At 44.6% G+C, this 24,611-nt stretch carries 19 protein-coding genes; 5 read left to right on the forward strand and 14 right to left on the reverse strand.

The window, feature by feature from the left end; all coding sequences use genetic code 11:
* Positions 1 to 85 precede the first annotated feature (85 nt).
* From J5X92_RS13445 to pilM, 5 genes are read right to left on the reverse strand one after another with little or no spacing between them, the layout of a single operon-like run.
* Positions 86 to 1,846: a type IV pilus secretin PilQ family protein gene (locus tag J5X92_RS13445; RefSeq protein ID WP_013785663.1), complete on the reverse strand. Its 1,761-nt coding sequence runs from the start codon at positions 1,844 to 1,846 to the stop codon at positions 86 to 88.
* A complete protein-coding gene (locus J5X92_RS13450) occupies positions 1,846 to 2,376 on the reverse strand; it encodes a pilus assembly protein PilP (protein ID WP_061996905.1) in 531 nt (176 codons plus the stop codon). The genes J5X92_RS13445 and J5X92_RS13450 overlap by 1 nt, the downstream gene beginning before the upstream one ends.
* Positions 2,376 to 2,987 carry a type 4a pilus biogenesis protein PilO gene (locus tag J5X92_RS13455; protein ID WP_208805940.1) on the reverse strand — a complete coding sequence of 204 codons (612 nt, stop codon included), beginning with the start codon at positions 2,985 to 2,987 and terminating at the stop codon, positions 2,376 to 2,378. Before J5X92_RS13455 ends, J5X92_RS13450 begins: the two co-directional genes overlap by 1 nt.
* Positions 2,987 to 3,568, reverse strand: a complete 582-nt coding sequence (locus J5X92_RS13460) for a PilN domain-containing protein (protein WP_057794362.1) — start codon at positions 3,566 to 3,568, stop codon at positions 2,987 to 2,989. Before J5X92_RS13460 ends, J5X92_RS13455 begins: the two co-directional genes overlap by 1 nt.
* A complete protein-coding gene (pilM, locus tag J5X92_RS13465; RefSeq protein WP_208805941.1) occupies positions 3,556 to 4,623 on the reverse strand; it encodes a type IV pilus assembly protein PilM in 1,068 nt (355 codons plus the stop codon). The genes J5X92_RS13460 and pilM overlap by 13 nt, the downstream gene beginning before the upstream one ends.
* A 139-nt stretch (positions 4,624 to 4,762) precedes the next feature.
* Here pilM and J5X92_RS13470 point away from each other — a divergent pair, with 139 nt between their 5' ends.
* The 3 genes from J5X92_RS13470 (at position 4,763) to yghU (ending at position 10,852) form a co-directional block, all read left to right on the forward strand.
* A complete protein-coding gene (locus J5X92_RS13470) occupies positions 4,763 to 7,441 on the forward strand; it encodes a penicillin-binding protein 1A (protein ID WP_208805942.1) in 2,679 nt (892 codons plus the stop codon).
* A 71-nt stretch (positions 7,442 to 7,512) separates the two neighbouring features.
* A complete protein-coding gene (locus J5X92_RS13475) occupies positions 7,513 to 9,204 on the forward strand; it encodes an NAD-dependent malic enzyme (RefSeq protein ID WP_208805943.1) in 1,692 nt (563 codons plus the stop codon).
* 790 nt (positions 9,205 to 9,994) lie between these two features.
* Positions 9,995 to 10,852 carry a glutathione-dependent disulfide-bond oxidoreductase gene (gene yghU / locus J5X92_RS13480; RefSeq protein ID WP_126872941.1) on the forward strand — a complete coding sequence of 286 codons (858 nt, stop codon included), beginning with the start codon at positions 9,995 to 9,997 and terminating at the stop codon, positions 10,850 to 10,852.
* A gap of 97 nt (positions 10,853 to 10,949) precedes the next feature.
* Here the strand turns inward: yghU and J5X92_RS13485 are convergent, their stop codons facing one another.
* Positions 10,950 to 11,540, reverse strand: coding sequence for a TetR/AcrR family transcriptional regulator (locus J5X92_RS13485; protein ID WP_126872940.1), 591 nt, complete (start codon positions 11,538 to 11,540; stop codon positions 10,950 to 10,952).
* Positions 11,541 to 11,668: 128 nt separating this feature from the next.
* Here J5X92_RS13485 and J5X92_RS13490 point away from each other — a divergent pair, with 128 nt between their 5' ends.
* Complete coding sequence (locus J5X92_RS13490; protein WP_208805944.1) at positions 11,669 to 13,090, forward strand: NAD(P)/FAD-dependent oxidoreductase; 1,422 nt, start codon at positions 11,669 to 11,671, stop codon at positions 13,088 to 13,090.
* A gap of 18 nt (positions 13,091 to 13,108) precedes the next feature.
* Entirely contained in the window at positions 13,109 to 14,221 is a 1,113-nt protein-coding gene (locus J5X92_RS13495) for a DUF2855 family protein (protein ID WP_208805945.1), read from the forward strand.
* Positions 14,222 to 14,337: 116 nt separating this feature from the next.
* Here the strand turns inward: J5X92_RS13495 and J5X92_RS13500 are convergent, their stop codons facing one another.
* From J5X92_RS13500 to argC, 8 genes are all read right to left on the reverse strand, one after another.
* A complete protein-coding gene (locus tag J5X92_RS13500) occupies positions 14,338 to 15,228 on the reverse strand; it encodes an alpha/beta fold hydrolase (RefSeq protein ID WP_208805946.1) in 891 nt (296 codons plus the stop codon).
* Positions 15,229 to 15,319: 91 nt separating this feature from the next.
* Positions 15,320 to 17,575 carry an EAL domain-containing protein gene (locus tag J5X92_RS13505; RefSeq protein WP_208805947.1) on the reverse strand — a complete coding sequence of 752 codons (2,256 nt, stop codon included), beginning with the start codon at positions 17,573 to 17,575 and terminating at the stop codon, positions 15,320 to 15,322.
* Between the two features lie 146 nt (positions 17,576 to 17,721).
* Positions 17,722 to 19,032 carry an amino-acid N-acetyltransferase gene (gene argA / locus J5X92_RS13510; protein WP_126872935.1) on the reverse strand — a complete coding sequence of 437 codons (1,311 nt, stop codon included), beginning with the start codon at positions 19,030 to 19,032 and terminating at the stop codon, positions 17,722 to 17,724.
* Positions 19,033 to 19,036: 4 nt separating this feature from the next.
* Positions 19,037 to 20,419, reverse strand: a complete 1,383-nt coding sequence (gene argH / locus J5X92_RS13515; protein WP_126872934.1) for an argininosuccinate lyase — start codon at positions 20,417 to 20,419, stop codon at positions 19,037 to 19,039.
* Between the two features lie 10 nt (positions 20,420 to 20,429).
* Entirely contained in the window at positions 20,430 to 21,635 is a 1,206-nt protein-coding gene (locus J5X92_RS13520) for an argininosuccinate synthase (protein ID WP_013785647.1), read from the reverse strand.
* Positions 21,636 to 21,649: 14 nt separating this feature from the next.
* Complete coding sequence (locus J5X92_RS13525; RefSeq protein WP_208805948.1) at positions 21,650 to 22,561, reverse strand: ornithine carbamoyltransferase; 912 nt, start codon at positions 22,559 to 22,561, stop codon at positions 21,650 to 21,652.
* Positions 22,558 to 23,364 carry an acetylglutamate kinase gene (argB, locus tag J5X92_RS13530; protein WP_208805949.1) on the reverse strand — a complete coding sequence of 269 codons (807 nt, stop codon included), beginning with the start codon at positions 23,362 to 23,364 and terminating at the stop codon, positions 22,558 to 22,560. Before argB ends, J5X92_RS13525 begins: the two co-directional genes overlap by 4 nt.
* Positions 23,364 to 24,377: an N-acetyl-gamma-glutamyl-phosphate reductase gene (gene argC / locus J5X92_RS13535; protein ID WP_013785644.1), complete on the reverse strand. Its 1,014-nt coding sequence runs from the start codon at positions 24,375 to 24,377 to the stop codon at positions 23,364 to 23,366. Before argC ends, argB begins: the two co-directional genes overlap by 1 nt.
* Between the last annotated feature and the right edge of the window lie 234 nt (positions 24,378 to 24,611).

A 24,611-nucleotide genomic window follows, 5' to 3' on the forward strand; every position in this document is an offset into this window, starting at 1 on the left:
AATGTAAATACAGGGGCATTGCAGTACGAGAAAACGCAAAAAGCGGACAGCTCTCAGCCCGCATTTTACCTTGAATTATAGGTTGTTACGGTTTTTCTGTAATTATTTTCGGTGTTACAAATATAAGTAGCTCACGTTTCTCTTGAAACTCCGAAGTATTCCGAAACAGCACACCTAAAAACGGCAGGTCACCAAATAATGGCACTTTTGACACGCTATCGGTACTCGTTTGCTGGAAAATACCGCCTAATACGATGGTTTCACCGTTTTCTACCAAGACCTGAGTTTTGATTTCTTGGGTATCAATGGCCACCGCATCACCGGTTGAAGTAGACACGGTTTCACCACGGGTATCTTGGGTAACCACTAAATCCAAAATAATACGGTTATCTGGCGTAATTTGCGGTGTTACACGAAGCGATAACACCGCTTTTTTGAATTCAACCGACGTAGCACCACTTGAGGTAGCTTGAACATAAGGAATTTCGGTTCCCTGTTCAATATATGCTTCTTGTTGGTTCGCCACGGTAATACGTGGACTGGCGATAATCTCACCTTTGTTTTCAGATTCAAGTGCTGACAGCTCTAAATCTAATATGGTCCCATCAACCAAGCTCGCGATTTGAAAGCCGATAGTACCGGCTGCACTAGAAACCGGAAGGTTTACGTTTAGTCTGTCGTCAATACTCGGAATAGAGCCGCCTGCAATTGTTTCGGCGCCTTCAATACTCCCTGAAACACCACTGTCGCTTTCTCTATCGCTCAAGCCCCAGCGAACGCCTAGCTCTTCATCCACGTTATCAAGTACGGTCACCATTCTGCTTTCGATTAATACTTGTTTGACGGGAATGTCCAACGCATCAATCATTTTTCTCGCTTCATCAATGGAAGGTAACGTATCTCGAATAAGCATCGTGTTGGTGCGCTCATCTACGGTGACTGTCCCGCGCTCAGATAAAATGCCGCCCTCTGAAGATTTTAAGATAGTTGCGAGGTTAGCTGCCTTGGCATAATTTACCGAGATATTTACTGTGCTAAGCGGGGCTAAATCAGATACCTGCTTTTTCGACTGCAGTGCTTGGGTTTCTCTGGCGGTAAGCTCTTCGGTTGGCGCAATCAACAAAATATTGCCCTCTAAGCGTTTATCTAAGCCTTTAACGCGCAAAATCATATCAAGGGCTTGATCCCAAGGTACACCAGATAGGCTGATGGTGACATTTCCGGTCACCGTGTCTGTGGTCACTAAGTTAAAGCCGTTAACTTGCGCGATTATTTGTAATACCTGACGTACAGGAACGTCTTGAAAATCTAGCGAGATAGGGTCGCCTGTATAGGTTTTCTTGTTTTCTAACTCTTCTTGTTGCGACAAGCTCATCGGCTCAATTTTGATACGAATGACGTTATCGTCTATCGCGTGGCGAGCGGTCACGGTATCGCTGTAGAGAATTTCTATGCGCGTACTCTTTTCGTCTTGAAAGGTTTCAATGATTGATACTGGCGTGGAAAACTCTGTCACATTTAATTCAACGAGCTGACTTTCATCCAACACGCTATCAGCGAGGGTAATGGTAACCTTTCCCTGAGATTCAACGAGTTGTGGTGTAGGCGAAGCACCTTCAAAGGTGACTAACGCAACGCCGGTATTATTGGCTTCTCGGGTAAAGTCTATGCCGGTAATTCGCGTTGACGGGGTATCGTCATTTGGGTCGTACAATACGGGTTCTAACGCGTTGGCAGGCGAAACATAAACCATCAATACCGTACAAATAGCAGCAAAGCTCAGCAACCAAGGCCAGCGAGAGCTTCTACGATTTAAAGATTTGTTAAATAAGTAACGCTCAGCCATTATTTTTTCTCTCCTGACGTTGAGGTTTTGCTCAACGTTATCTCTTTTTTCTGCCAGCAACCTGCGCCATCAGGTATAAGCTGTTCTATTGTTAGTGAGTTTGGATTAATTCCAGTGATTTTACCGTAAAATAAACCGATGCGGCTGCCAATTTTGGCTTTATGTAGAATACCGTCATTACTGGTTACTAGCGCCCATTCAACGCCTTGGCTTTTAAAGTTTCCGGTTAACCCTAATGAGTCTAAGCCATACCTTTCCAATTTCTGCTTTGTGCGTTTAAAGTCAGGTTGAAAACAGTTTTGTTGTCGAGTTTGTGTCAGTGGTGGCGTGTTTTCTTTAGGCGAATCAAAAGGGCTAGGCAATTCGCTCGCCGAATATTCAAAGGTTTTAGGTGTAGCAAACTCAGGGTAGGGTTCAATGTTGTGAACCGCATTTTCGCTCACACTTTGCGTGTACGCCTGCAAGTCATCAAGTTTTGGCGAGCAAGCGGTTATCAAGACAACAGCAGCAAGAACTAAAAAATAGCGCATTACTTAGATCCCCCGCTTATGCTGGTACTGTTTTCTGAGCGGTAGGTTTTTGCTTGCAATTGCAAGGTAAGCCCATTGCTTTCCCGTAAAATATCAAAGTCATGCAAGGTAACAATACGAGGAAGCCCAGCCACTTTAGAAACGAACTCTCCAAAATGGTGATAGCCTCCACTGACTTCAATTTCAATAGGCAGTTCGGTGTAGAACTCTTTAGGCACCTCTTGTTGCCAGTTCAATAACTTAAAGGTAAGCCCTGATGAGGTGCCCACATAAGTTATATCGTCTAACAAGCCAGGGGTTTCATTGCTGGTGGGTAGGCTTTTCAGCATGGAAGAAAAGTCATCTTCTAGCTGTGCGAGCTGCTCTCGGTACGCTTCTTTATTTACCGCAATGCGGTACTTGGCTTCATATTGCAGTTTCAGCTCTTGTTCTTTTAATTCTGCAGCTTCTAGAATAGGAAGTTTTGGGTTGATAAGCAGGTAATAGCTAAGTGCACCAATTACGATTGCCACAAAGGCAGCTACCACTATACGTATTTCATTGGGCCAAATAGCAATTTGTTCAAAATCTAGTTCATTGAGTTCTTTAAGTTTTTCTACATCAAATTTCATTAGTTTGTCTCCCCTTCAGCATCTTGCTTCAACGGTGATACCGAGTCGCTAACCATGAAGGTAAGCGTGAAGGTGCTAATTGCACGAGAGGCATTGGTGTCTGCTTTTATAGAAGACAATTCAGCTCCAACAAAAACATCTGAATTATCTAATGAGCGCATGAAATCAGAAAGTCGGTTATTTGAATCGCTGATACCTTCAATTTGTAATTTATTACCTATACGCTTCATGGATTGGAAGGTCACACCCACAGGTACGATTTTAGCAAGCTCATCAAATATTATGGCTGCGACATTTCGGCTAGCCTGTAATTGCTCAATAAGGGCCATGCGCTGTTCAATCGCATTTTTGCTTTCTTTTATATTTTTTATATCTGCAATTTGCGCATCTAATAAGCCAATCTCTCGCTCAAGAAACTGGTTTCTTGAATTCTGGTGATTAATTTGTTGGTCGATGGCTTGACCGATAAACCAAAAAATTAACCCCATAATAGCGGCAACGGCAACTAGGGCCATTAGATACTGCTGCTTTTGATGTTGGCGTTGTTGTTCTCGCCAAGGAAGTAAGTTTACATGTGCCATGATGTGAAACTCCGGCTAGCAAGGCCTGCAGCTATAGTGAGCTGTGGGGCGATACGACGTAACCGCTGAGAATCTAACTTAGGGTTCATGGTCATGCCCAAAAAGGGGTCGAATACATCAACTTGTAGGCCTAAGTCTTGGCGTAATATGTCTACTAAAGGTTGGATAGTGGCCGCGCCGCCGCAAAGTAAAATTTTTGCAGGGCGGTCAACATGAAATGTTGTCATGTACATTTGCAATGCACGATTGATGTTCTGTTGTAAATTAGCGGCAAAGATAGGTAATACTTCATCTACCCAGCTGTTAGATGATGAATCATCCATTAATAAACGTTCAGCTTCTTCACGCTCAATCATTTGAGTAGCGCTAATATCGTTGACTAAGTTATTTAGCCCGAAAGCGTGTTCTTTTGTGTAGACCACGTTGCTGTTACGTACCACACTAACTTGAAGCAATGAGGCACCAACATTAATGGCACAAATGGCTTCATCTTCTACTTTTCCATTGTAGAAAAAGTCGATGGCATTCCCAATCGCGTAATTTTCCACATCAACAATTTTAGGTTCGAAATCCGCTTCTCTAGACAATAGCAGTCTGCTATCGACTAAATCTTTGTGTGCAGCCGTTAACAGAACATTGACCTTACCAGAGTGTGTTTCACTTGGGCCAAGCTCTTCAAAGTCTAAGTAAACCTCTTCAAGGGGAAAAGGAATAAGACTGTCAGCTTCAATTTCTATCTGGCTTTCAAGTTCATAATCATTTTGGTCGGGCTCCATATAAACGATTTTACTGATTACCGATGTACCCGCTACCGCGACATTAGCTTGCTTTATTTTAGTTTTTAAGCTGTTACGCACTTTTTTAAGTGCTAAACTTACCGCCTCGTAATCTTTAATATCGCGCTCTGAAAAAGCCACTTTATTGATAGATTCACAAGCATAGCCTTGAAGCATGTAGCCATTGACTGAATGTTCTAGCCATACCGCTTTTATTTGACGTGTGCCTATGTCTAAACCCACAATGGGAGGCATCTTTTTCTTGAACAGCGATTTCATTTACAAGTGTCCGGTTTCAATGGTAATTGCTCTAAAGTACAATATTACTCAGTTTTTATTGTGCGTATGGTTCTATTGATAACACATACGTATGAAAATATACGTCATTTTCGCAAAAATGCCTTGGTATCCTTAAATTGTGAAGTACATTAAACCGTTATTATTATTCTTTGTCATCTCAGGCCTTATTGGTTTTGTCGCGCTTGTTGGTATTTACTTTTATATCAAACCTAACCTACCAAGCGTTACTGTACTTAAGGATGTTAGACTTCAAACGCCCATGCAGATATATACCCATGATGGAAAATTAATTTCCCAATATGGCGTTAAACGGCGGATCCCCGTAAAACTTGAGGAAGTACCTGAACAATTAATCCACGCGATATTGGCAACCGAAGACAGTCGATTCTTTGAACATCACGGTATTGACCCCATCGGAATCGCTCGTGCTGCTTTAAGCTTAATTATAACGGGTGAAAAAAGGCAAGGCGCCAGTACATTAACTATGCAGCTTGCCCGAGGCTTCTTTTTAAGTCGAGAAAAAACGTATATTCGTAAGGTAAAAGAGATATTTATCGCTTGGCACATGGAACAGGAACTTAGCAAAGAAGAGATCCTGGAACTCTATTTAAATAAAGTGGAGCTAGGCCATCGTTCGTTTGGTTTTGGTGCCGCTGCCCAGGTGTATTACGGCAAATCGCTTAATGAACTCACGCTGGCACAACTTGCCACAATTGCTGGCCTGCCTAAAGCGCCTTCAGCGCTAAATCCTATTACTGACCCTGAAGCATCAGCAGGACGCCGCCGCGTAGTGTTGCTGCGCATGCTTGATGAAGAATACATATCTAAAGCGGACTTTGATAATGCGGCAAACGCGCCTATCACTGCGCGTAAACATGGGGCTGAAATTGAAGTAGATGCCCCTTATTTGGCCGACATCATCTATAACGAAATGGTCGATATTTACGGTAAAGATGAAGCGGAAACTGGTGGATATCAAGTTTATGCAACCGCAGGTTCTGACTTGCAACTTGCTGCTCAGCGCGCGGTGGTAAGAAATCTACACGATTATGATGAGCGCCATGGTTACAAAGGACCACTTGGCTATTTATGGGACGCCCCTTCGCCTGACAGCCAAGATGAGCCAGTGCCTCAGCTATCTTTAAATACCGATATCAGTGACAAGTTGCTTGCCAGTGATTGGAGTGAGCGCGAGATGCTTTCTGCGCTGTCACAAGTGGCGTACATAAAGCCTCTTGTGCCTGCAGTTGTGCTTTCAGTTGCCCAACAATCGATTGATGTGCTTGATGTAAACGGCGACAAGCGCACGATTACGTGGGAAGGCCTAGACTGGGCAAGACGTTATATCACTGACTTTAGACAAGGCAGCGAGCCTGAAACGGCATCGGATGTTACCCAGCCTGGCGCAGTTATTTATATTCGCGAGCAAGATGATGCATGGCGTATAGCGCAATTGCCTGAAGTGAGCGGGGCGTTTATCGCGCTTAACCCAAAAAATGGTGCGGTTGAAGCGGTAGTCGGCGGATACAGTTTTTATCAAAGCCAGTTTAATCGTGCCACGCAAGCAAAACGACAAGTAGGCTCTAATATTAAGCCCTTTATTTATTCTGCGGCGATAGACAGTGGCTATACTCTTGCTTCAATTATTAATGATGCCCCTATCAATCAATGGAATGCGGCGACCGGTGTGGCGTGGCGTCCTCAAAACTCACCGGCAGAGTACGATGGCCCTATTCGTATGCGTAAAGCATTGGGTAAATCGAAGAACGTAGTGTCAGTTCGTCTATTGCGGGGAGTTGGGCTTCGCAAAGCGGCAGACTATCTGACTCGCTTTGGTTTTGATCCAGACGATATTCCATTAGACGAAACCGTATCCTTAGGGTCTAGCTCTCATACACCGCTTGAAGTGGTTCGTGGTATGTCAGTTATTGCTAACGGCGGCTACTTAGTAAACCCTCACTTTATTGCTAAAGTGCTGGATGAACATAATCAAGTGTTGTGGCAAGCCAATCCTGTTTGGGCATGCGACAACTGCACTAAAGCACATGCACCTGAAAGCTATCCAGAAAGTGACTCACAAAGCGATGTAGACAATGACGAGGTTGATGTCGAAGCCTTACTTGAAGCCCAGCTTAATAAAGATGTATTGCTAGCCGAAAGCGAAGTAACTGAAAAACAAAGTGCACCGCAAGTTATTACCGCACAAAATGCTTTCTTGGTAGGTGAGATGATGCGTACAGGTGTGCGAGCAAATGGGAATTGGAGTAAGAAGACTTATTGGCTTGGTACAGGTTGGCGTGCACGAAATATTCTTCAGCGCACCGATATTGCCGGTAAAACCGGTACTACAAACGATTCAAGAGATACGTGGTTCAGTGGTTTCCAAAAAGATATCGTTGCGACTGCGTGGGTGGGTTTTGACAACATGGGCAGACAACTAGGCCGTGCCACTCGTAACCAAAATCTCATTAATCGTAACCCTGAAAAATTTAATTGGATCGGTAATGCGTTAATTGGCACTGAAGACGGTGCAAAAGCAGCAGGTCCGGCATGGATAAGATTTATGGAATATGCATTGGCAGAGAAGCCGCATTCACCGATTCCTGTGCCTGAGAAGATAGTACGTGTTCGCATTGATCGTACCAGTGGTAAGTTGACCCGAAGGACAGACCATACGACACTGTTTGAATATTTCTTGCAAGGCACCGAACCCACCTCATATGTTCTTGATGATGAAGTGGTCGACCCTGCCTCGCAAGATAAAACAACGACGCCTGAGCCTGAAGAAATATTTTAATAAAGAGCGTGCAAAAGCGCGCTCATCAGGTTGCTGCTAAGTAATTGCCTGTAAATAAAACCGGATAACCCATGTCAGAAGATTCAAATCGATATCTTTATATTCCTCATGCTGGACCCTCGCTGCTGGAAACGCCCCTATTAAATAAGGGCAGTGCCTTTACCTCGAGAGAGCGCGCTGCGTTTAACTTAACAGGCTTAGTACCGCCTCGTTACGAAAGTATTGAAGAGCAAGTTGAGCGTGCGTACATGCAATACAGTAGTTTCGACGAAGTACTGAACAAGCATATCTATTTACGCGCTATTCAAGATAACAACGAAACCTTGTTTTATCGTCTTATTCAAAAGCATATTGATGAGATGATGCCAATTATATACACCCCAACAGTGGGTGATGCTTGTGAGCAGTTCTCGGACATTTATCGTAGTTCGCGCGGATTGTTTGTATCGTGGGAAGAGCGCCACCAAATAGATGATATTGTTCGTAACGCCACGAAGCGTAAAGTCAAAGTGATTGTAGTGACTGACGGCGAACGGATTCTTGGTCTTGGTGACCAGGGTATTGGTGGTATGGGTATTCCAATCGGCAAGCTATCTTTATATACCGCTTGTGGTGGTATTAGCCCTGCGTACACCTTGCCGGTTATGCTTGATGTAGGAACGAACAACGAGAAGTTGCTTAACGACCCAATGTACATGGGGGCACGTCATCCTCGTATTGGGCAAGAAGACTACGATGAATTTGTCGATATGTTCATTCAGGCTGTAAAACGCCGCTGGCCTGAAGTAATGATTCAGTTTGAAGACTTCGCACAGCCAAATGCTATGCCATTGCTAAACCGCTATCGCAATCAAGTGTGTTGCTTTAACGACGATATTCAAGGTACTGCTGCGGTTACATTAGGCACTATCTTAGCGGCGTGTCGCATGAAGCAACAAAAGCTATCTGACATGAAAGTGGTGTTTGTTGGGGCAGGTTCAGCCGGCTGTGGTATTGCTGAAATGCTTATTCAGCAAATGGTGCATGAAGGTATTAGCGATGCGCAGGCGCGTAAGCAAGTCTTCATGGTAGACCGCTTCGGATTAGTAACCGAAGGCATGGAAGGCCTACGTGATTTCCAGCAAAAGCTCAATCAGCAGTTAGTTGACCTTGAAACCTGGACCTTTAGCGGCGACTACGCATCGCTACTTGATGTTATGCACTGTGCCAAGCCAGATATTCTTATTGGCGTATCGGGGCAACCTGGTTTGTTCACTGAGCAGGTGGTTCGCGCCATGAAGCAAAACTGTGAGCTACCGATTATCTTTCCATTAAGTAACCCGTCTCGTCAGGTTGAAGCACGACCAGAGCAGGTTATTGAATGGACCGATGGCGAAGTGGTTATTGCAACGGGAAGCCCGTTCAAGCCAGTTGAATACAAAGGTAAAGTATTTACCTTTGCCCAGTGTAACAACTCGTATATTTTCCCTGGCATAGGCTTGGGTGTGGTTGCTGCAAAAGCAAAATTAATCAGTGATGAAATGCTGATGGCTGCAAGTAACGCACTTGCAGATGCGTCGCCTTTGGTAAACACCGGCGAGGGTTCCTTATTGCCACCACTCGGTGCTATTGCTGAGCTTAGCCGTAAAATAGCGTTTGAAGTAGGTAAGGTTGCAATGGCGCAAGGGCTTGCCCTTGACTTGTCAGACGATGCGTTGAATGACCATATTGAGCGTAATTTCTGGAAAGCTGAATACAGACCATACAAGCGCGTTAGCATTTAAACCTGCGCGTTTATGTAAGCGTTAATAAAAGTCTATAAGAGCAGCCCTAGGGCTGCTTTTTTTATCCCTGCTGTTAGGTTTACTCGCTCTGACGCATTCTTTTATTCACTCCATGCTTTAGCCCCACATTCCCTCTATTTGCTTAGTCAGTAAAAAAGTGTTGCGAGAGTGCAACATTTTCTCAGCGTCTCTTATTCCACCTGCTCCATGATTTTGGGTAAGTTATTGATATTTGTGCATTTGTTGTGGTGGCACAAATGCTGCTTAATCAAGGTTAAGCGTGAAGCAATGGCAGCATCGGTATTGCGCCTCAAAGCAATACCCACAGGGAGGAAGCGTATGTTTGCAATAGTAAGGAACTTTACCAAAACCATTTTTGCTAATGAGCTTGTGTCAAACGAGCTCATGACGAACGATTTCAATACGTGCATGTTGCTTGATGCACTGTCCTCCTTGGAACAAGACTAGGTTTTTTCAAACGGCTACTAGTACTTGCTAGGAATAGTACTTATTAGAGATTTCGGTTATTGGTGATGCTAGTTATAGCGAATACGCTATTTAACAGCACGCACCGAATAACCACACAGTTTGCGGGCAATGGATTGCGCGCCTTTTATTAACGCGGGGGCAGTTTAAAATACGCTTTAAAACGATTTTACTCTGCCTTCTTTGCGAATTGTCCCAGCGAGAAGCGCTTGGTCGTATATCATTTAGCCTATCCCTTGTAATTCCCTATTCAGCACACACATCAAATTTATAATCATGCTAATGCAATAGAAAAGGATCTGATATGTCTGACAGTAATACCTATACGCCGCCCAAAGTATGGAGCCAAAATGAAGGTGACGGTAACAAGTGGGCTAGCATCAATCGACCAGTGTCGGGAGCCACTCATGAGCAAGAACGCTCCGTAGGCCAGCATCCACTTCAACTATATTCTTTAGCAACGCCCAATGGACAAAAAGTCACGATCATGTTGGAAGAGCTCTTAGCCGCAGGTATTGCTGACGCTGATTACGATGCGTGGTTGGTGAATATCGGCGAAGGTGATCAATTTTCATCTGGCTTCGTTGATATAAACCCAAATTCAAAAATTCCTGCCATGGTAGATACATCGACGACACCGGAAACAAAGCTATTTGAATCGGGGTCAATACTTCGTTATTTAGCGGATAAGTTTAATGTGTTTATTCCTAACGACCCTGCTGCAAAAGTGGAATGTTTCAATTGGTTATTTTGGCAAGTAGGTTCAGCGCCTTATTTGGGCGGCGGGTTTGGGCACTTTTACAGTTATGCGCCGTACCCAATGGAATATCCTATTAACCGTTTTACCATGGAAGTGAAGCGAGAGCTGGACGTGCTAGACAAACATCTCGCCAAAAATACCTATTTTGCCGGTGAGGAATACAGTATTGCTGATATGGCTATTTGGCCATGGTACGGCAATCTGGTACTCGGTAATCTTTATGACGCAGCCACTTTCTTGCAAGTTAATGACTACAAGCATGTTCTACGCTGGGCTACTGAGGTTGGAGCCCGTCCTGCAGTTCAGCGCGGCGTGATTGTTAATCGTACGTGGGGCGATGCGCAGCTTAAAGATAGGCACAGCGCGAAAGACATCGATGATGCGCTAAACGAAGCGAAATAAGCCTCGATCACTGCATAAGTTAGCAACATATAAACCGCCGCCTATTTCGTACCTACTCGTGATAGGCCGGTTAATGTGTTGCTGCTTTGTGCTCTTTTTATGAGTGACTGTTGTGCGCAGCAACCAACGCGTAAACATGTAAGCGAATAGCATTTAACGCCCGTGCTTTCCAGTCTACCCAATTTATTCTATTGCGAATTTCATGTTGGTTTAAACTGATATAACCATGACACAGCGCCCAAATCTGCATGGCTATATCTTGACGCTCTTCTACAGCAATCTCTTTTTTAATTATCGCTGATACTACTTTAGTTAAGGTGATAAATGCCTTTTCTCCAGCAGCAAGTGCGTCTTCACTCGGGGCGTAGTCTTTTAAGTTAGAGCCAAAAATCAAATTGTAATGTGCTGCATGTGCTTCTGAGAATTGAAGTACGTGTTCACAGGCATTAAGCAACCTATCTGCCGGGGTATTACCCTCAGACTGCTTCATCATCTCATCGACAAGCGTAAAGCCTTCAATATACAAGGCATCAAGAATTCCTTGCTTCCCTTTGAAATGGCTGTAAATGCCAATTGTAGACATGCTTGCACCTTCAGCAATAGCGCGAACGCTAAGAGCGTGAGTTCCGCCCTTTAAAAACAAGGTTGAAGCAGCTTCTAAAATTTTCTGACGAGTATCTTTTTTCATTTACATTGAATTTACATGTTGCGCAATATAACGGCGTTATATTCAATCGTTCCATTAGATTGTCGATTAGCGTGACTACATTTATTAAACCCGCGAGCAGGCAGGTTTATACATAAAGGACATAGTATATGAAAGCAGAACAATTAACTTGCGATTATTTGATTGTGGGAAGTGGGGCGGTAGGTATGGCGTTTGCCGATGTACTACTCAGGGAAACCGATGCCAGCATTATCATAGTCGATAAATATGCCAAGCCTGGCGGCCATTGGAACTTAGCTTACCCTTTTGTCACCTTACATCAGCCTTCTGCTTTCTATGGTGTTTGTTCACGAGAGCTAAATCGCGGAGTGATTGATAAAACAGGAATGAATGAGGGCTTGATGGGCTTAGCTTCTGGTGCTGAGGTGAGTGCTTACTTCGATTCAGTCATGCAAGAAACCTTTTTGCCTTCGGGGCGCGTTCAATACTTTCCCCTCAGCCAATACGAAGGCGACGGCAAATTTACCAATATCACTGGCGGTAAAACTTACGACGTTACTGTCAACAAAAAAATCGTGGATGCGACCTACTTAAAAACCAGTATTCCTATTACCCACAAGCCCAGTTTTACCCTTGACGACGAGGTTGATTTTACACCGGTAAATACCTTAACCCAACGAGTACGAGGTCATAAAAACTATGTGGTCATAGGCGGCGGTAAAACGGGGATTGACACGTGTTTATGGTTGCTTAGCAACTTTGTAAATCCTGAAAACATTCATTGGGTGGTATCTCGTGACGCATGGCTGCTAAATAGAAAAAACACCCAGCCACTCAGTGATTTTTTCTTCGATACCATTGGCGCACAAGCTAACCAAATGGAAGCCATTGCACAGTCGACCTCTATCGATGACATGTTCGATAAATTAGAGGAAAAGGGCGTCATGTTGCGTATTGATAAAGACGTTAGGCCCGCAATGTTCCATGGTGCAACGGTAAGTGAAGCCGAGCTGGCAGCGCTGCAAACCTTACCTAATATAATTCGCCATGGCAGAGTAACGCATGTGGGAAAAGAGGCGCTTACATTTAAGGATGCTCAGTGGGCAATGCCAGAAGATGCATTGGTGGTGGACTGTTCGGCGTCAGCACTCACCAATTTAGAGATAAAGCCTGTTTTTGAAGGCAATACTATTACGCCGCAAACCGTGCGAGCTTACCAGCCGGTGTTCAGTGCAGCGTTAATTGCGCACGTTGAGGCGGCCTACGATGATGAAGCTACAAAGCAGAAACTGACGCAAGTTGTCCCGTTGCCTAATCGTGATATTGATTGGGTACCTATGACAGCAGCAATGCTGCGAAATATGCATATTTGGGGGGAGCAGCCTGAGCTTCGTGCATGGATCCACAATTGCAGGCTCGATGGTTTTTCAAAAATTGTTCATGGTGTGGCCAAAGACGATATGTCGAAACTACAAGTGCTAGGGCGTCTAAAAGCAGCCTCGCAACCTGCTATGGGAAAACTCATGGAATACATGCATGGGTTAAAAGCAAGTGGAAAACTAGCGTCTTAGCTAATAAGGGAGAAGGCTGTGAAACAGTTTCAAGTTAATAAAAAAGAGTTAAGTAAATACCGTGTAGTGCAAAGTGAAGACTTACCCTTAACCCAAGCAGGGGTGACCTTTGAGGTCGAGCGCTTTGCGTTTACTGCTAATAATCTCACCTACTTTATGATGGGCGATAAGCTTGGCTATTGGCAGTTTTTCCCACCTATCAATAGTCATTCAACTAAAAACAATAACGAAGAAAATTGGGGCGTTATTCCGGTATGGGGAATAGGGAAGGTAACAGCATCTAGTGTAGAAGGTGTGGACGTAGGCAGTCGCTATTTTGGGTATTTCCCGCCTGCAACACACCTTCATATGGACTCTGTCACCTTTGCTCAAAACAACTTGATTGATACCAGCGCGCATAGAAGGCCGTTACCACAGGGATATAATCTGTATCGCCCGTTAGATAGTCATGCTGACGAAATGCAAACACACCGCGAAAGTCTGCAAATGTTACTTTGGCCTTTATATATTACGTCTTATTGTCTGTGGGATTTAATTGACCAGTGCAATATGCCTAAACCTAAACAAGTGATTGTATTAAGCGCATCAAGCAAAACCAGTTTAGGGTTGGCTTATGCCCTTAGAAAAGATGACTATCACGTAGTAGGTGTGACTTCAGGTAAAAGCCAAAAGTTTGTTGAAGGACTAGATGTTTACCATCAAGTGGTTTGTTACGACAACCTAGATGACATCGCCAGCAAATCCAGCATTGTAGTAGATATGTCAGGCAACAATAAGATAAAGCTGCGGCTTAAGAATAGGCTTGGTGATGATCTAATGCGCTATGTGCAAGTGGGATTAACCCATTGGCAAGATGCTAAAGCCGATGAGGCCTCATCAAACACTTTGGAGACCTCTGATAAGGAAGATGAGTTTTTCTTTGCCCCTGCACATATTCAAACCAGAATGGCTGAGTTAGGTGCGAGTGTGTTTCACGCTAGGAGCGGGGCTTTTGTTAAAGAAGCTATGATGTGGACGGCGTCGTGGTTAACGGTCAAAAACCAACGTAGTATTGACAGCCTAGCGAGCGATTTTGAGTCGATTTGCAATGGGCTTGTGCCTGCCAGCGAGGGGCTAGTTTATAGCCCCTAATAGTTCTATTTTTGTGAGATCAAGCCTAGTCCCTTGGTAATCACACCAGCCCAGATAGTTGCGACTAGATAAGCTTAATCCCAGTCTCTGTGGAAATTATACTGCAGAGACTGGGTTCATATTACAGGGGATTGAGTCTCGGACGCGGACAATACATTATGTGATGATAGAAAATCACTAACCTCAGGCCACAATGCCTGACATTTTCTTGAGAAAAACTTCATGTGGCCTATCTCTGCAAGGTTATAGTCATCGGGGTTGAGCAGACGAATATCCGCTTCGAGCTCTGGAAAAACACTAATCATGTCTTTCACATTCGACAAGTTTGCTATGTCATCATCGGTGGCCAATATCCATTTAGATGGCAGGCGTATATCATCATACCAGTGCCTGAGTACTTCTTTACCAAAGGCTTCCTTCACATACCCTTGACCATTACACCACTTTTGCCACTGCCTGCTTACGCCTTTAGGCAAGGGCTCACCCATGCCGACTAAGTGAGACTTAGTGTGCCCGAAAAGTAAGTTGTTCAAAGGGATATAGAAATTCATGAAAAAGTGCGCTTTGAGCAAGTAACCTGCTCGCATGTTACGTAAGCTGCCTGAAGAGCTACCGAAGTTACAAAATGCAGTAAGGTCGTTAACGTTTGGCATTAGCCCTAAAAGTTGCCCACCTGCGCTATGGCCAACTAAAAAATATTGGGTCTTAGGGAAGTGTATTTTTAGGGTTTCTAAAACGGCGGGCATATCTTGTTGCCCCCAGGTGACTAGCGACGCTTTACTGTGTTTAATCTTACCTTTTAACGATTCAGCAATACCCCGGTTATCAAATGTAATCACACCAAAACCCTGCTCACAAAGATAGTTAGCAAACGCCGCGTAAAACTGACGCTTAATTCCCGTGGCAGGCGCTATCATTACTGCGCCTTTAATAGCGCGTTTCGGTGTGTAGAGTGTTGCGGTTAAGTGAGTACTGTCTTCACAGGTAACGCTGATATCTTTGATCATCTATCATTCTCGCTCTTCTGGTCTTACCAGTAAAGCGAGGAGTGCTTGAAAATGCAAGAGAATAGGTATTTAAATTTGTTATAGACTGTTATTAAACGGCAGGTTTTCCTACAGTAATAGCCTTGTCCATTCCCTGCCATGCTTCAATTGGGGCTGGTTTTCCGTACAGATACCCTTGGAAAAGTGTGAAGCCCATGTCGACAAGTAAGTTAAGCTGAGCTTGAGTTTCTACTCCTTCAGCAATGGTCTGCATATCTAGGCTTTTTGCCAACTCTATTGTCATTTGAACAATCTTACGGTGACGTTCTGAGCTATCTATCCGGTCTATGAATTCTCTATCTACTTTCAACACCGATGCAGACATATCGATAAGTTGCGACAGTGACGCATGGCCAGTTCCAAAATCATCAATAATAATAGTCGCGCCCACATTGGCCAATGAAGTTAGCCTGCGTTTTGTTTCTTGGTGGCTCGCCAATACCGACGTTTCTGTCAATTCCAGTTTCAGGCGATCTCGTAAAAATGCGCTCTCTGAATAGCGGCGCAGTAATTTTTCGTAGAACAAATCACTGAGGAGTTCAGGGCCCGATAAATTTATAGCCACAGGAACTGGCGGAATACTGCTTGGCCAGTTTTCAATAAGCTCAATAGTGTTATCAAGCACTTTTTGGGTAAAGAGAATGTGCCAGTTGTTCTTTTCAATAACAGGAAGAAATTGATAAGGGTGAAGTATCTTATTTTCTTCATCATCTTTGAGCCTAGCAAGCACTTCAAAACCTACAATTGCATTATCAATTGAAACCTGAGGTTGTAGCCATAACGCTAAACAGCGGTTGTCGAGTAACCGCTTTACCTTGTCTCTGTGTTGCGTGTCTTTTCGAATAAGCTTTACTACATTGCTATCGAACTGACTGAAATCTTTGTCGCTACTGGCTTGGCTTAAGGCAATGGCACAAGACTCAGTAACCTGAGAGGGCGACTTGGGGGTGTTTACTTGTACAAAACCGCCCAACCAGTTTAGTGTTTGAGTTCGCTTTACGAAATTGTCATCAATCTGAATAGTGCGGGGAAGCTTATTCCGAAGCCAAGTATTAAAGTCTTTGGACTTGCGGGAGTCATGTTGACTTGAGACCAGAAATCTAGCGCCAGGTAATCGATATACGTTCACCGATGCGGGCAGCACACTTTGTATCTGCGCCGCACATCTGGCCAATGCTTTATCACCTTGGGTGTAACCATACTGCAAATTAATGTCACGTAAATTCGCAAGTTTTAGCATGACCGCGTGTGTGTTTGCGGGAACGGGCTGATTAATACTGCAATTCCAATAATGGTGGTTTCGCAGGCCGGTGAGCTCATCGTAATAATGCTTTTCAAAATGCTGGCGTTTAAAAGCGTCAAACTTGCGGTCATGTTCCGTTGCCTCAGATACGTCGAAGCAATGGATCAATTGTTTTTTGTGGTGCTGAAGGCTAGCTGATTGAAGCTCGAAGGTGGCCTGTGGATTGCCCGATATATGTGTCTTTTGCCGATGACCTGCACTTAGCGGCTCATTTAGCTCAAAAAGTTGATGAATATAATGGCAGGGTTCCGGTAATTGATTAATCAGTTTTCGGGCGCTTTTGTTAGCTTGCAATATCTTCCCTTGCTGATCACAAAAAAGGGAAGGGGTGCCGCCGTTGTTAAAAATTTCTTGATAGCGACTTACCAGTTTTTCCATCTTTTTCGTTTGCTTCAAGTTTAACGATGACTGACTTTCCAATGATGTCATCACGCGAATCACTGCCATGGGAAGGCAAAAATTAAAAAACATGAATATTAGCGAACTTAAATAGGTGTGAGTGTCGGGTAACGTGATGTCGATGCCGAAAAGTGGAGCAATTGGCTGGTTGTTTATTAGTACCGCAAAAGGAATGAGGTTCAAAAACATGCCGATTATGGCAGCTTTATTGCCATAAAATAGCCGTAAAATAATGGGAAGCGTGAAGAAAAATAGTAAGCCGTAACGAGCCGAGGCAATATCTATCGTGAAGAAAAGTATGCACAGCCCGGCTAATACAATAGTGAGGGTAAGGCTGGCTGACGCGAGTTTTATTTGACCTTTACGAAGCCCCAGTGTGGCGTAAAGTAATGCTGAAAAGCCGATGGTAAGATACAACACGTAATACATGCCCTTTTGATAGGCAGCATAAGAAGAGTGCAGTACGATGGCTGAAGTTAGGGTAACACCGATAAGAAGGATAATTCGCAGCACGCTAAGCTTCCATGTATCAGCGTCTGGGGCGCGAACATGCTCTACATCAAGAAGAAGATAACGTTTGAGTAACGTACTGCAACGATTAAACACTACATATAACCGAGTAATTATTCTATCGTCAACGTTATCTCAGCCTAGCCTGTTTGTCGAGAATATTGTTTTAAATAACTGATAGTTATTAGTAATTTTCTGTGTTAAAAAACGGCGCGCTAACACTTTAGCGCGCTATAACTTTACTAAATGTTTAAGGTGAACACTTTAGAGTTTCGCTGAAAGTTATAAAGTTCTTTTTTCACTTCAGGCAGAGCACTAATATCTGCGTGTTCAAAACCTTGCTCTAAGAACCAGTGTGCAGTCACTGTGGTAAGTACGAATACACGATTGATATCCGCTTCGCGGGCGCGTATTTTAACTTCATCTAAAATTCGCTCACCACGATTTTTACCACGATAATCAGGGTGGGTAGCCACACAGGCTAACTCAGCACAGCCATCTTCGGGGTAAAGGTAAAGTGCCGCGCACGCGATGATCATGCCATCGCGAACAATCACAATAAACTGATTGATTTCACTTTCTAAGCGTTCACGTGAGCGTTTTACCAACACACCACTTTCTTCTAGCGGTTTAATGAGCTTTAAAATGCCGCCCACATCGTCAATAGTCGCGGCACGAAGTTGTTCGTAGTGGTGCTCCATTACCAGCGAGCCTGTACCATCGCGGGTGAATAGCTCTTGCAGCAACGCGCCGTCTTTCTCGTAACTAATGCAGTGCGCACGAGGTATACCAGCTGCTACGCTGGTGGTTAACGCCTTTAACACCGTATCTTCAGTAGTAATATTACCGCTTAAAATAAGCTGTTCTAACTGAGGGCGCTCAATAGTGCGAAGTAACTTTTCTTCACTATTGTAAATACCGTCTAAGTTAGAGAAAACAATAAGCTTGTCAGCTTTAAGGGCAATGGCCGCTTGGGTTGCTACATCTTCATGGGAAAGATTAAATACTTCCCCTGTAGCGGAATACCCCATAGGGGAGAGCAGCACAATAGAGCCATCGTTCAGGTGGTCATTAATACCCGTGGTATCTATTCGACGCACCATGCCGGTATTCTCAAAATCAATACCGTTTCTTACGCCCATAGGCTTAGCAACGACCAAGTTACCTGAGCACACGCGAATTTGTGCGCCGTGCATCGGTGAATTAGGTAGTCCCATGGTAAGTAAGGCTTCTACCTGTGAGCGCACAGAGCCTGCGGCATCTTTAACGCACTCTAGGGTTTGCTTATCGGTAATACGCACGCCATGTTCAAATCGACCTTCAATATTGCGAAGCGCAACACGTTGATCAATCTGCGGCCGTGCACCATGCACCACTACCACGCGAACACCCAAGGTATTCAGCAGGGCAATGTCATGAATAATATTGGGGAAGTTTTGATGTTCAATGGCTTCGCCACCGAACATCAAAACAAAGGTTTTCCCTTGATGAGCATTGATATATGGCAGTGAACTTCTGAAAAGTTTAACGCCGTCATGATGGGCAAGCACCATGTGATTACCCTTGCTTATCTAGGTTTTCTAGCTCTTGATACAGTGCTTTAGTCACTGTTTCTTTGCTAGTGCCACCTAGTATATTGCGCTGATTTACGCCGTACTCTAATTGCAATACGGTATAAACATCGTCTTCAATTTTATCGCATACTGCTTGCAAGCTTTCTAATGGTAAATCTTCAATCGCACAGCCTGCTTCAATGGCCTCTAGCACCACTTTACCGGCAATATCATGACCCGTTCTAAACGGAATACCTTTACCTACTAAGTAGTCGGCAAGCTCAGTCGCGTTAGCAAAGCCTTGTGTGGCAGCTTCACGGCAACGGTCTTCATTAAGTTGCAATGAATCGAGCACCTCGGTAGCAATACACAAACAAATATGCCATTGATTTACCGTGTCGATAGCGCCTTCTTTGTCTTCTTGCATATCTTTGTTGTACGCAAGTGGTAAGCCCTTCATAGTCACAAGCAAGGCTTGTAGTGAACCGAATACACGGCCACATTTGCCGCGCATAAGCTCTAATGCGTCAGGGTTTTTCTTCTGAGGCATGAGTGAAGAACCAGAGGTTACGCTATCGCCAAGTTGCAAGAAGCCCGCTTCACCAGAGTTATAGAAAATCATGTCTTCAGCCACGCGAGACAAGTGCATCATGCTGGTACTCGCGACAAACAATAGCTCTAGTACGAAATCTCTATCTGAAACAGCATCAAGGCTGTTTAAGCACGGAGAGTCAAATCCCAGTTCTTCGGCAATAGCATGACGATCAACCGGGTAAGTTGTACCAGCCAACGCACCAGAGCCTAGAGGGCACTGGTTCATACGTACTTTTAAATCGTCTAAGCGGCTTAAATCGCGCTTGAACATTTCAACATACGCTAAGCACCAGTGAGCGAAGTGTATAGGCTGAGCACGTTGCAAGTGGGTGTAACCAGGAATAATGGCTTCCTGGTGACGACTTGCGGCATTAAGGAGTGAGCGAATAACGGCCACTACATCGCTACGAAGTGACGCAATATGCTCACGTACCCACAAGCGAAAATCTGTAGCTACCTGATCGTTACGGCTTCGGCCCGTATGTAATTTACGACCAATGTCACCAAGTTGCTCAATAAGTGCAGACTCAACAAAGCTATGAATGTCTTCTTCGCTAGAAGCGTTGAAGTCTAGTTCACCCGCGTCAGCTTTCGCTTTTAAATCGCTAAGTGCACCTTCAAGTTGTGCTTGTTCGTCTGTGGTTAGTACACCTGCTTTTTGCAGTGCACGAGACCAGCTAATAGAGCCTTGAATATCTTGGCTTGCCATCACTTGGTCAAACGGCAACGAATCGTTAACCTGCTTGAACATGCTACTAGCGCCTGATTCGAATCGACCACCCCACAATGCCATGTGTTACTCCTTAACCTTGATTTTTTAATGCAGCAATACGACTTGAAAGGCTGAACAGGCGAATAAAGCCTTCAGCGTGTTTTTGGTCGTAAACGTCATCTGCACCAAAGGTAGCAAAATCTTCAGAGTAAAGGCTGTTAGGTGAGCGGCGTTGTGTAACGGTCGCCTGACCTTTATAAAGTTTCACTACGATGTCGCCAGTCACTTTCTTAGCGAAAGATTCTGCGCCCGCTAGTAGGGCATCATTTAAGGCAGTGAACCAACGGCCGTCGTACATTACGTGCGAGAACTCAAGGCCAATTTGCTCACGATATTTAAGCGCGGCTTTATCAAGCACCATCGTTTCAAGGGCTTTGTATGCTTTAAGCATTACCGTGCCCCCTGGTGTTTCATAACAACCACGAGACTTCATGCCAACCAAACGGTTTTCAACAATATCGATACGGCCAACACCGTGTGCAGCTGCCACTGTGTTTAGCTTAACTAATGCTTGGTAAGGCGATAAGGCTTCACCGTCAACGTGAGTAAGTTCACCTTCGTTGAAAGAAAGCGTGACGCGCTCTGGCGCATCTGGTGCATCTTCTGGGTCAACCGTCATCGTCCAGATTTGCTTAGTAGGCTCTTGCCATGGATCTTCTAATTCCCCACCTTCGTGAGAAATATGCCATGCGTTTGCATCGCGGCTGTAGATTTTGGTAGCAGACGCTGTAGTTTCGATATTACGTTCAGCTAAATAAGCTAATAAGTCTTCACGAGATACCATGTCCCACTCACGCCATGGCGCAATTACCGTAAGCTGTGGAGCAAGGGCCGCAAATGTACTTTCAAAACGTACTTGGTCGTTACCTTTACCCGTACAACCGTGACAAAGTGCATCAGCGCCAACTTTTAAGGCGATTTCTACTTGTGCTTTGGCAATAACAGGGCGCGCCATAGACGTACCAAGTAGGTATTCACCTTCATATACCGCACCCGTTTTAATCGTTGGGTAGATATATTCGCGTACGAACTCTTCTTTTAGGTCAACGATGTGACATTCGCTAGCACCAGAAGCAATCGCTTTCTCGTGTAAGCCTTCAAGCTCTTCGTCGCCTTGGCCGACATCGGCCGCAAAGGCAACGACTTCGCAGTTATAGTTTTCTTTAAGCCATGGAATGATGGCTGAAGTGTCAAGACCGCCTGAATAGGCGAGTACGATTTTCTTTACGTTTTGCATCTAAAAGAGTCCTCTTAGGCACTTAATAATTGAGTGAGAATGGCGTTTTGGCCATGCATTCTATTTTCGGCTTGTTGCATCAATAACGACTTGTCGCTATCAATCAACGAGCCTGTAATTTCTAGGTCGCGGTGGGCTGGCTGGCAGTGCATAACATAGCTTGCACCGGTAGATTCCATTAGCGCTTCATTCACCTGGTAAGGCATAAACTTCGCTTTGATATCAGCCAGCGGTGTTTCGTCACCCATGGACAACCAGGTATCAGCGTAGATGACATCTGCACCGTTTGCAGCGCTAACATCATAGCTTTCTACAATAGTCGCGCCAGTTTGCTCAGCAAGCTTTTTAGCATGCGCAACAATCTCGGCATCACATTCGTGACCTTCTGGCGTAACCACTACTTGATTACAGCCTAGTAACGCGCCTGCAATTAACAAAGAGTGGGTTACATTATTGCCATCTCCAATGTATGCCATGGTAAGGCCTTGGGTCTTACCGAAACGTTCAAATACGGTGAGATAATCGGCCAATGCCTGACAAGGGTGATACTTATCACACAGTGCGTTGACTACAGGTACTTTAGAGGCAGCAGAAAACTGCTCTAGTGTGCTGTGAGAAAATACACGAGCAACAATAGCATCAGCCCAGCATGCAAGATTAGCCGCCATATCAACCGCGTCTTCACGGCCAGCAAGCTTTCCGCTTTGGCTGTCTAAATACACCATGTGGCCGCCTAAGCGGTTAATACCAATATCGAAGCTGACACGGGTACGCAAAGATGGCTTTTCGAACAAGGCGACTACCGATTTTCCGGCTAATACATTGCTGTAGCTTGAAGGTGATTGTTTAATTTCAAGAGCCAAATTCAACAACTTATGCATTGCTTCGGGTGTCCAATTGGAAAAAGTCAGTAGGTCTTGTTTCATAATGCGTCTCCTAGTACGCCATGTTCCGGTGCTTGCGATGTAGGTAATACCTGCGTGCCCGTAATCTTAGTTAAAATGTCAGTAATGTCAGCTGTCCAGCTAGCAATATAAACGGGGAGTCCAAGGGTATTGGCAGACTGCAACGCGGCATCTACCTTAACTTTCATACCATCAGTAATTACCCCAGCTTGAGCAAGCTCGGCAATTGAGTCTTGATTAAGCACTTCAATGAGCTGCTTATCAGCATCAAGTACGCCATCAACGTTCGATAACAACAGCAATTCAGCATCAAGCAACTCGGCAACGACAGTGGCGGCTTGATCTGCGTTTATATTTAATAAACGCCCTTCAGGGCTGCTGCCAATTGAGCTTATTATCGGCAAGGTGGCTTGCGCTAGCGCACTCTTAAGGAAAGAAGCATCGGCAGTTGAAGGAATACCTACAGCGCCATACTTCTGTGCCATCGGTTGGCACACTACCATATTGCCATCAAGTAAAGAAAGGCCGACGGGCGTTAATCCTGAGGCAATCGCCGCAGCACATAGTTGTTTGTTTGCCGCTCCCGCCAACGCACCACAGATAAAAGGCATATGTTCATCAGGCGTTACCCGAAGACCATCAATTTTGGTGCTTGCTAAACCTAAACTTGCCATCAGGGTTTCAACCAAAGGGCCGCCACCGTGAACCACGGTAACAGGGCGCGATTCGCTAACTTGTTTAATGCTTAAAAATAGCTTTTGCATTGCGGCTGCGTCGTCTAGCAACGCGCCACCTACTTTAATTACTACAGGTGAACTGTTCATTATTGCACGAGTCCTGTTTCAACCGGTTGGGCAGTCATAATATTAAGGCATTGAATTGCCTGCGATGCTGCCCCCTTCATGACGTTGTCGATAGCAGCCGTAATAACTGCATAACCAGATGCTTCATCAAACTTCCAGTGTAAATCAACAAAAGGCGTATGCGCCACATCGTCAATTTTGGGGAAGCTAGCACGTAACCTTACTATTGGCGCATTAGCATAAGCTTCGGTAAATGCAGCATCTAGTTGAGCGCTAGTCACTCCTTGATTAAGCTTAACGGTAACAGTGGCAAGTATGCCCCGTTTAAAGTTGCCTAAATGAGGTGTAAATATAACCGGTGTCGCTAAATAAGCTTCAATTTCTGGCGTATGGCGATGACCGAGCACACCATAAGCTTGCAAGCTCACTTCATAGAAGCTTGACGTTAGGCTGGCTTTTCGGCCGGCACCGGATACACCCGATACCGCATTGATCACAGGGCGAACCGCATCATCTAATAGGCCACTCGCAGCCAAAGGTTTTAGCGCTGACAAACTCGCAGTTGGGTAGCAGCCAGGTACGGCAATAATATCGGCTTGTGCAATATCGTCTTCGTACCATTCAGCCAGCCCGTATATCGCTTTTTTCAAACTTGTTGTTGCGGTATGAGGGAAACCATAAAACTGCTCAAAGACTTGGGTATCTTTAATTCTAAACGCACCAGATAAGTCGAGTATTTTTGCTTTGCCCGCAGACAAGGTTTCCATCCAATCGTGGCTGGCTTCATGTGGCGTGGCCAGTAATACGAAGTCCATCTCCGTCGCCAACTCTACTAATATGTCATTACTAATAGGCGTCAACGTATAGTTGAGGTGTGCTAGGTTGCCATGAAGAGCCGCAATGTTTTTTCCCGCATCGGCACTGTTTTCTGAAACATAAGTACCCTCAAGCGACAAAGCAGGATGTTGATGAACTAATTGAACTAGCTGTGCGCCGGTGTAACCACTGGCACCAATAATCGATACGTTATACATAATGAGAAATTCAATAAATGGAGAAAAAAATCACTTTTTACCTTTGTAAACTGATTTGGCGAAATGCATTGCCTAACCGCTACCACATTACAAAGGTAAAAAGTGTGCTACCGAAAAAGCATAATCGCAGACATTCGTCGTCGCAAGCAATGCAATGTGCAGCTATCCAGGGGAGTGGTTAACTCATTGACGTTCCCAGTATTACTACCACGAACGAGAGTTGGTTGTGTCATC

The organism is Alteromonas sp. K632G, assembly GCF_017653625.1.
Lineage (GTDB): Bacteria > Pseudomonadota > Gammaproteobacteria > Enterobacterales > Alteromonadaceae > Alteromonas > Alteromonas naphthalenivorans.

Coding starts and splice junctions, on each gene's coding strand:
- J5X92_RS13445 (WP_013785663.1), bottom strand. CDS start 1,846: ATGGCTGAGCGTTACTTATTTAACAAATCTTTAAATCGTAGAAGCTCT.
- J5X92_RS13450 (WP_061996905.1), bottom strand. CDS start 2,376: ATGCGCTATTTTTTAGTTCTTGCTGCTGTTGTCTTGATAACCGCTTGC.
- J5X92_RS13455 (WP_208805940.1), bottom strand. CDS start 2,987: ATGAAATTTGATGTAGAAAAACTTAAAGAACTCAATGAACTAGATTTT.
- J5X92_RS13460 (WP_057794362.1), bottom strand. CDS start 3,568: ATGGCACATGTAAACTTACTTCCTTGGCGAGAACAACAACGCCAACAT.
- pilM (WP_208805941.1), bottom strand. CDS start 4,623: ATGAAATCGCTGTTCAAGAAAAAGATGCCTCCCATTGTGGGTTTAGAC.
- J5X92_RS13475 (WP_208805943.1), top strand. CDS start 7,513: ATGTCAGAAGATTCAAATCGATATCTTTATATTCCTCATGCTGGACCC.
- yghU (WP_126872941.1), top strand. CDS start 9,995: ATGTCTGACAGTAATACCTATACGCCGCCCAAAGTATGGAGCCAAAAT.
- J5X92_RS13485 (WP_126872940.1), bottom strand. CDS start 11,540: ATGAAAAAAGATACTCGTCAGAAAATTTTAGAAGCTGCTTCAACCTTG.
- J5X92_RS13490 (WP_208805944.1), top strand. CDS start 11,669: ATGAAAGCAGAACAATTAACTTGCGATTATTTGATTGTGGGAAGTGGG.
- J5X92_RS13500 (WP_208805946.1), bottom strand. CDS start 15,228: ATGATCAAAGATATCAGCGTTACCTGTGAAGACAGTACTCACTTAACC.
- argA (WP_126872935.1), bottom strand. CDS start 19,032: ATGGTGCTTGCCCATCATGACGGCGTTAAACTTTTCAGAAGTTCACTG.
- argH (WP_126872934.1), bottom strand. CDS start 20,419: ATGGCATTGTGGGGTGGTCGATTCGAATCAGGCGCTAGTAGCATGTTC.
- J5X92_RS13520 (WP_013785647.1), bottom strand. CDS start 21,635: ATGCAAAACGTAAAGAAAATCGTACTCGCCTATTCAGGCGGTCTTGAC.
- J5X92_RS13525 (WP_208805948.1), bottom strand. CDS start 22,561: ATGAAACAAGACCTACTGACTTTTTCCAATTGGACACCCGAAGCAATG.
- argB (WP_208805949.1), bottom strand. CDS start 23,364: ATGAACAGTTCACCTGTAGTAATTAAAGTAGGTGGCGCGTTGCTAGAC.
- argC (WP_013785644.1), bottom strand. CDS start 24,377: ATGTATAACGTATCGATTATTGGTGCCAGTGGTTACACCGGCGCACAG.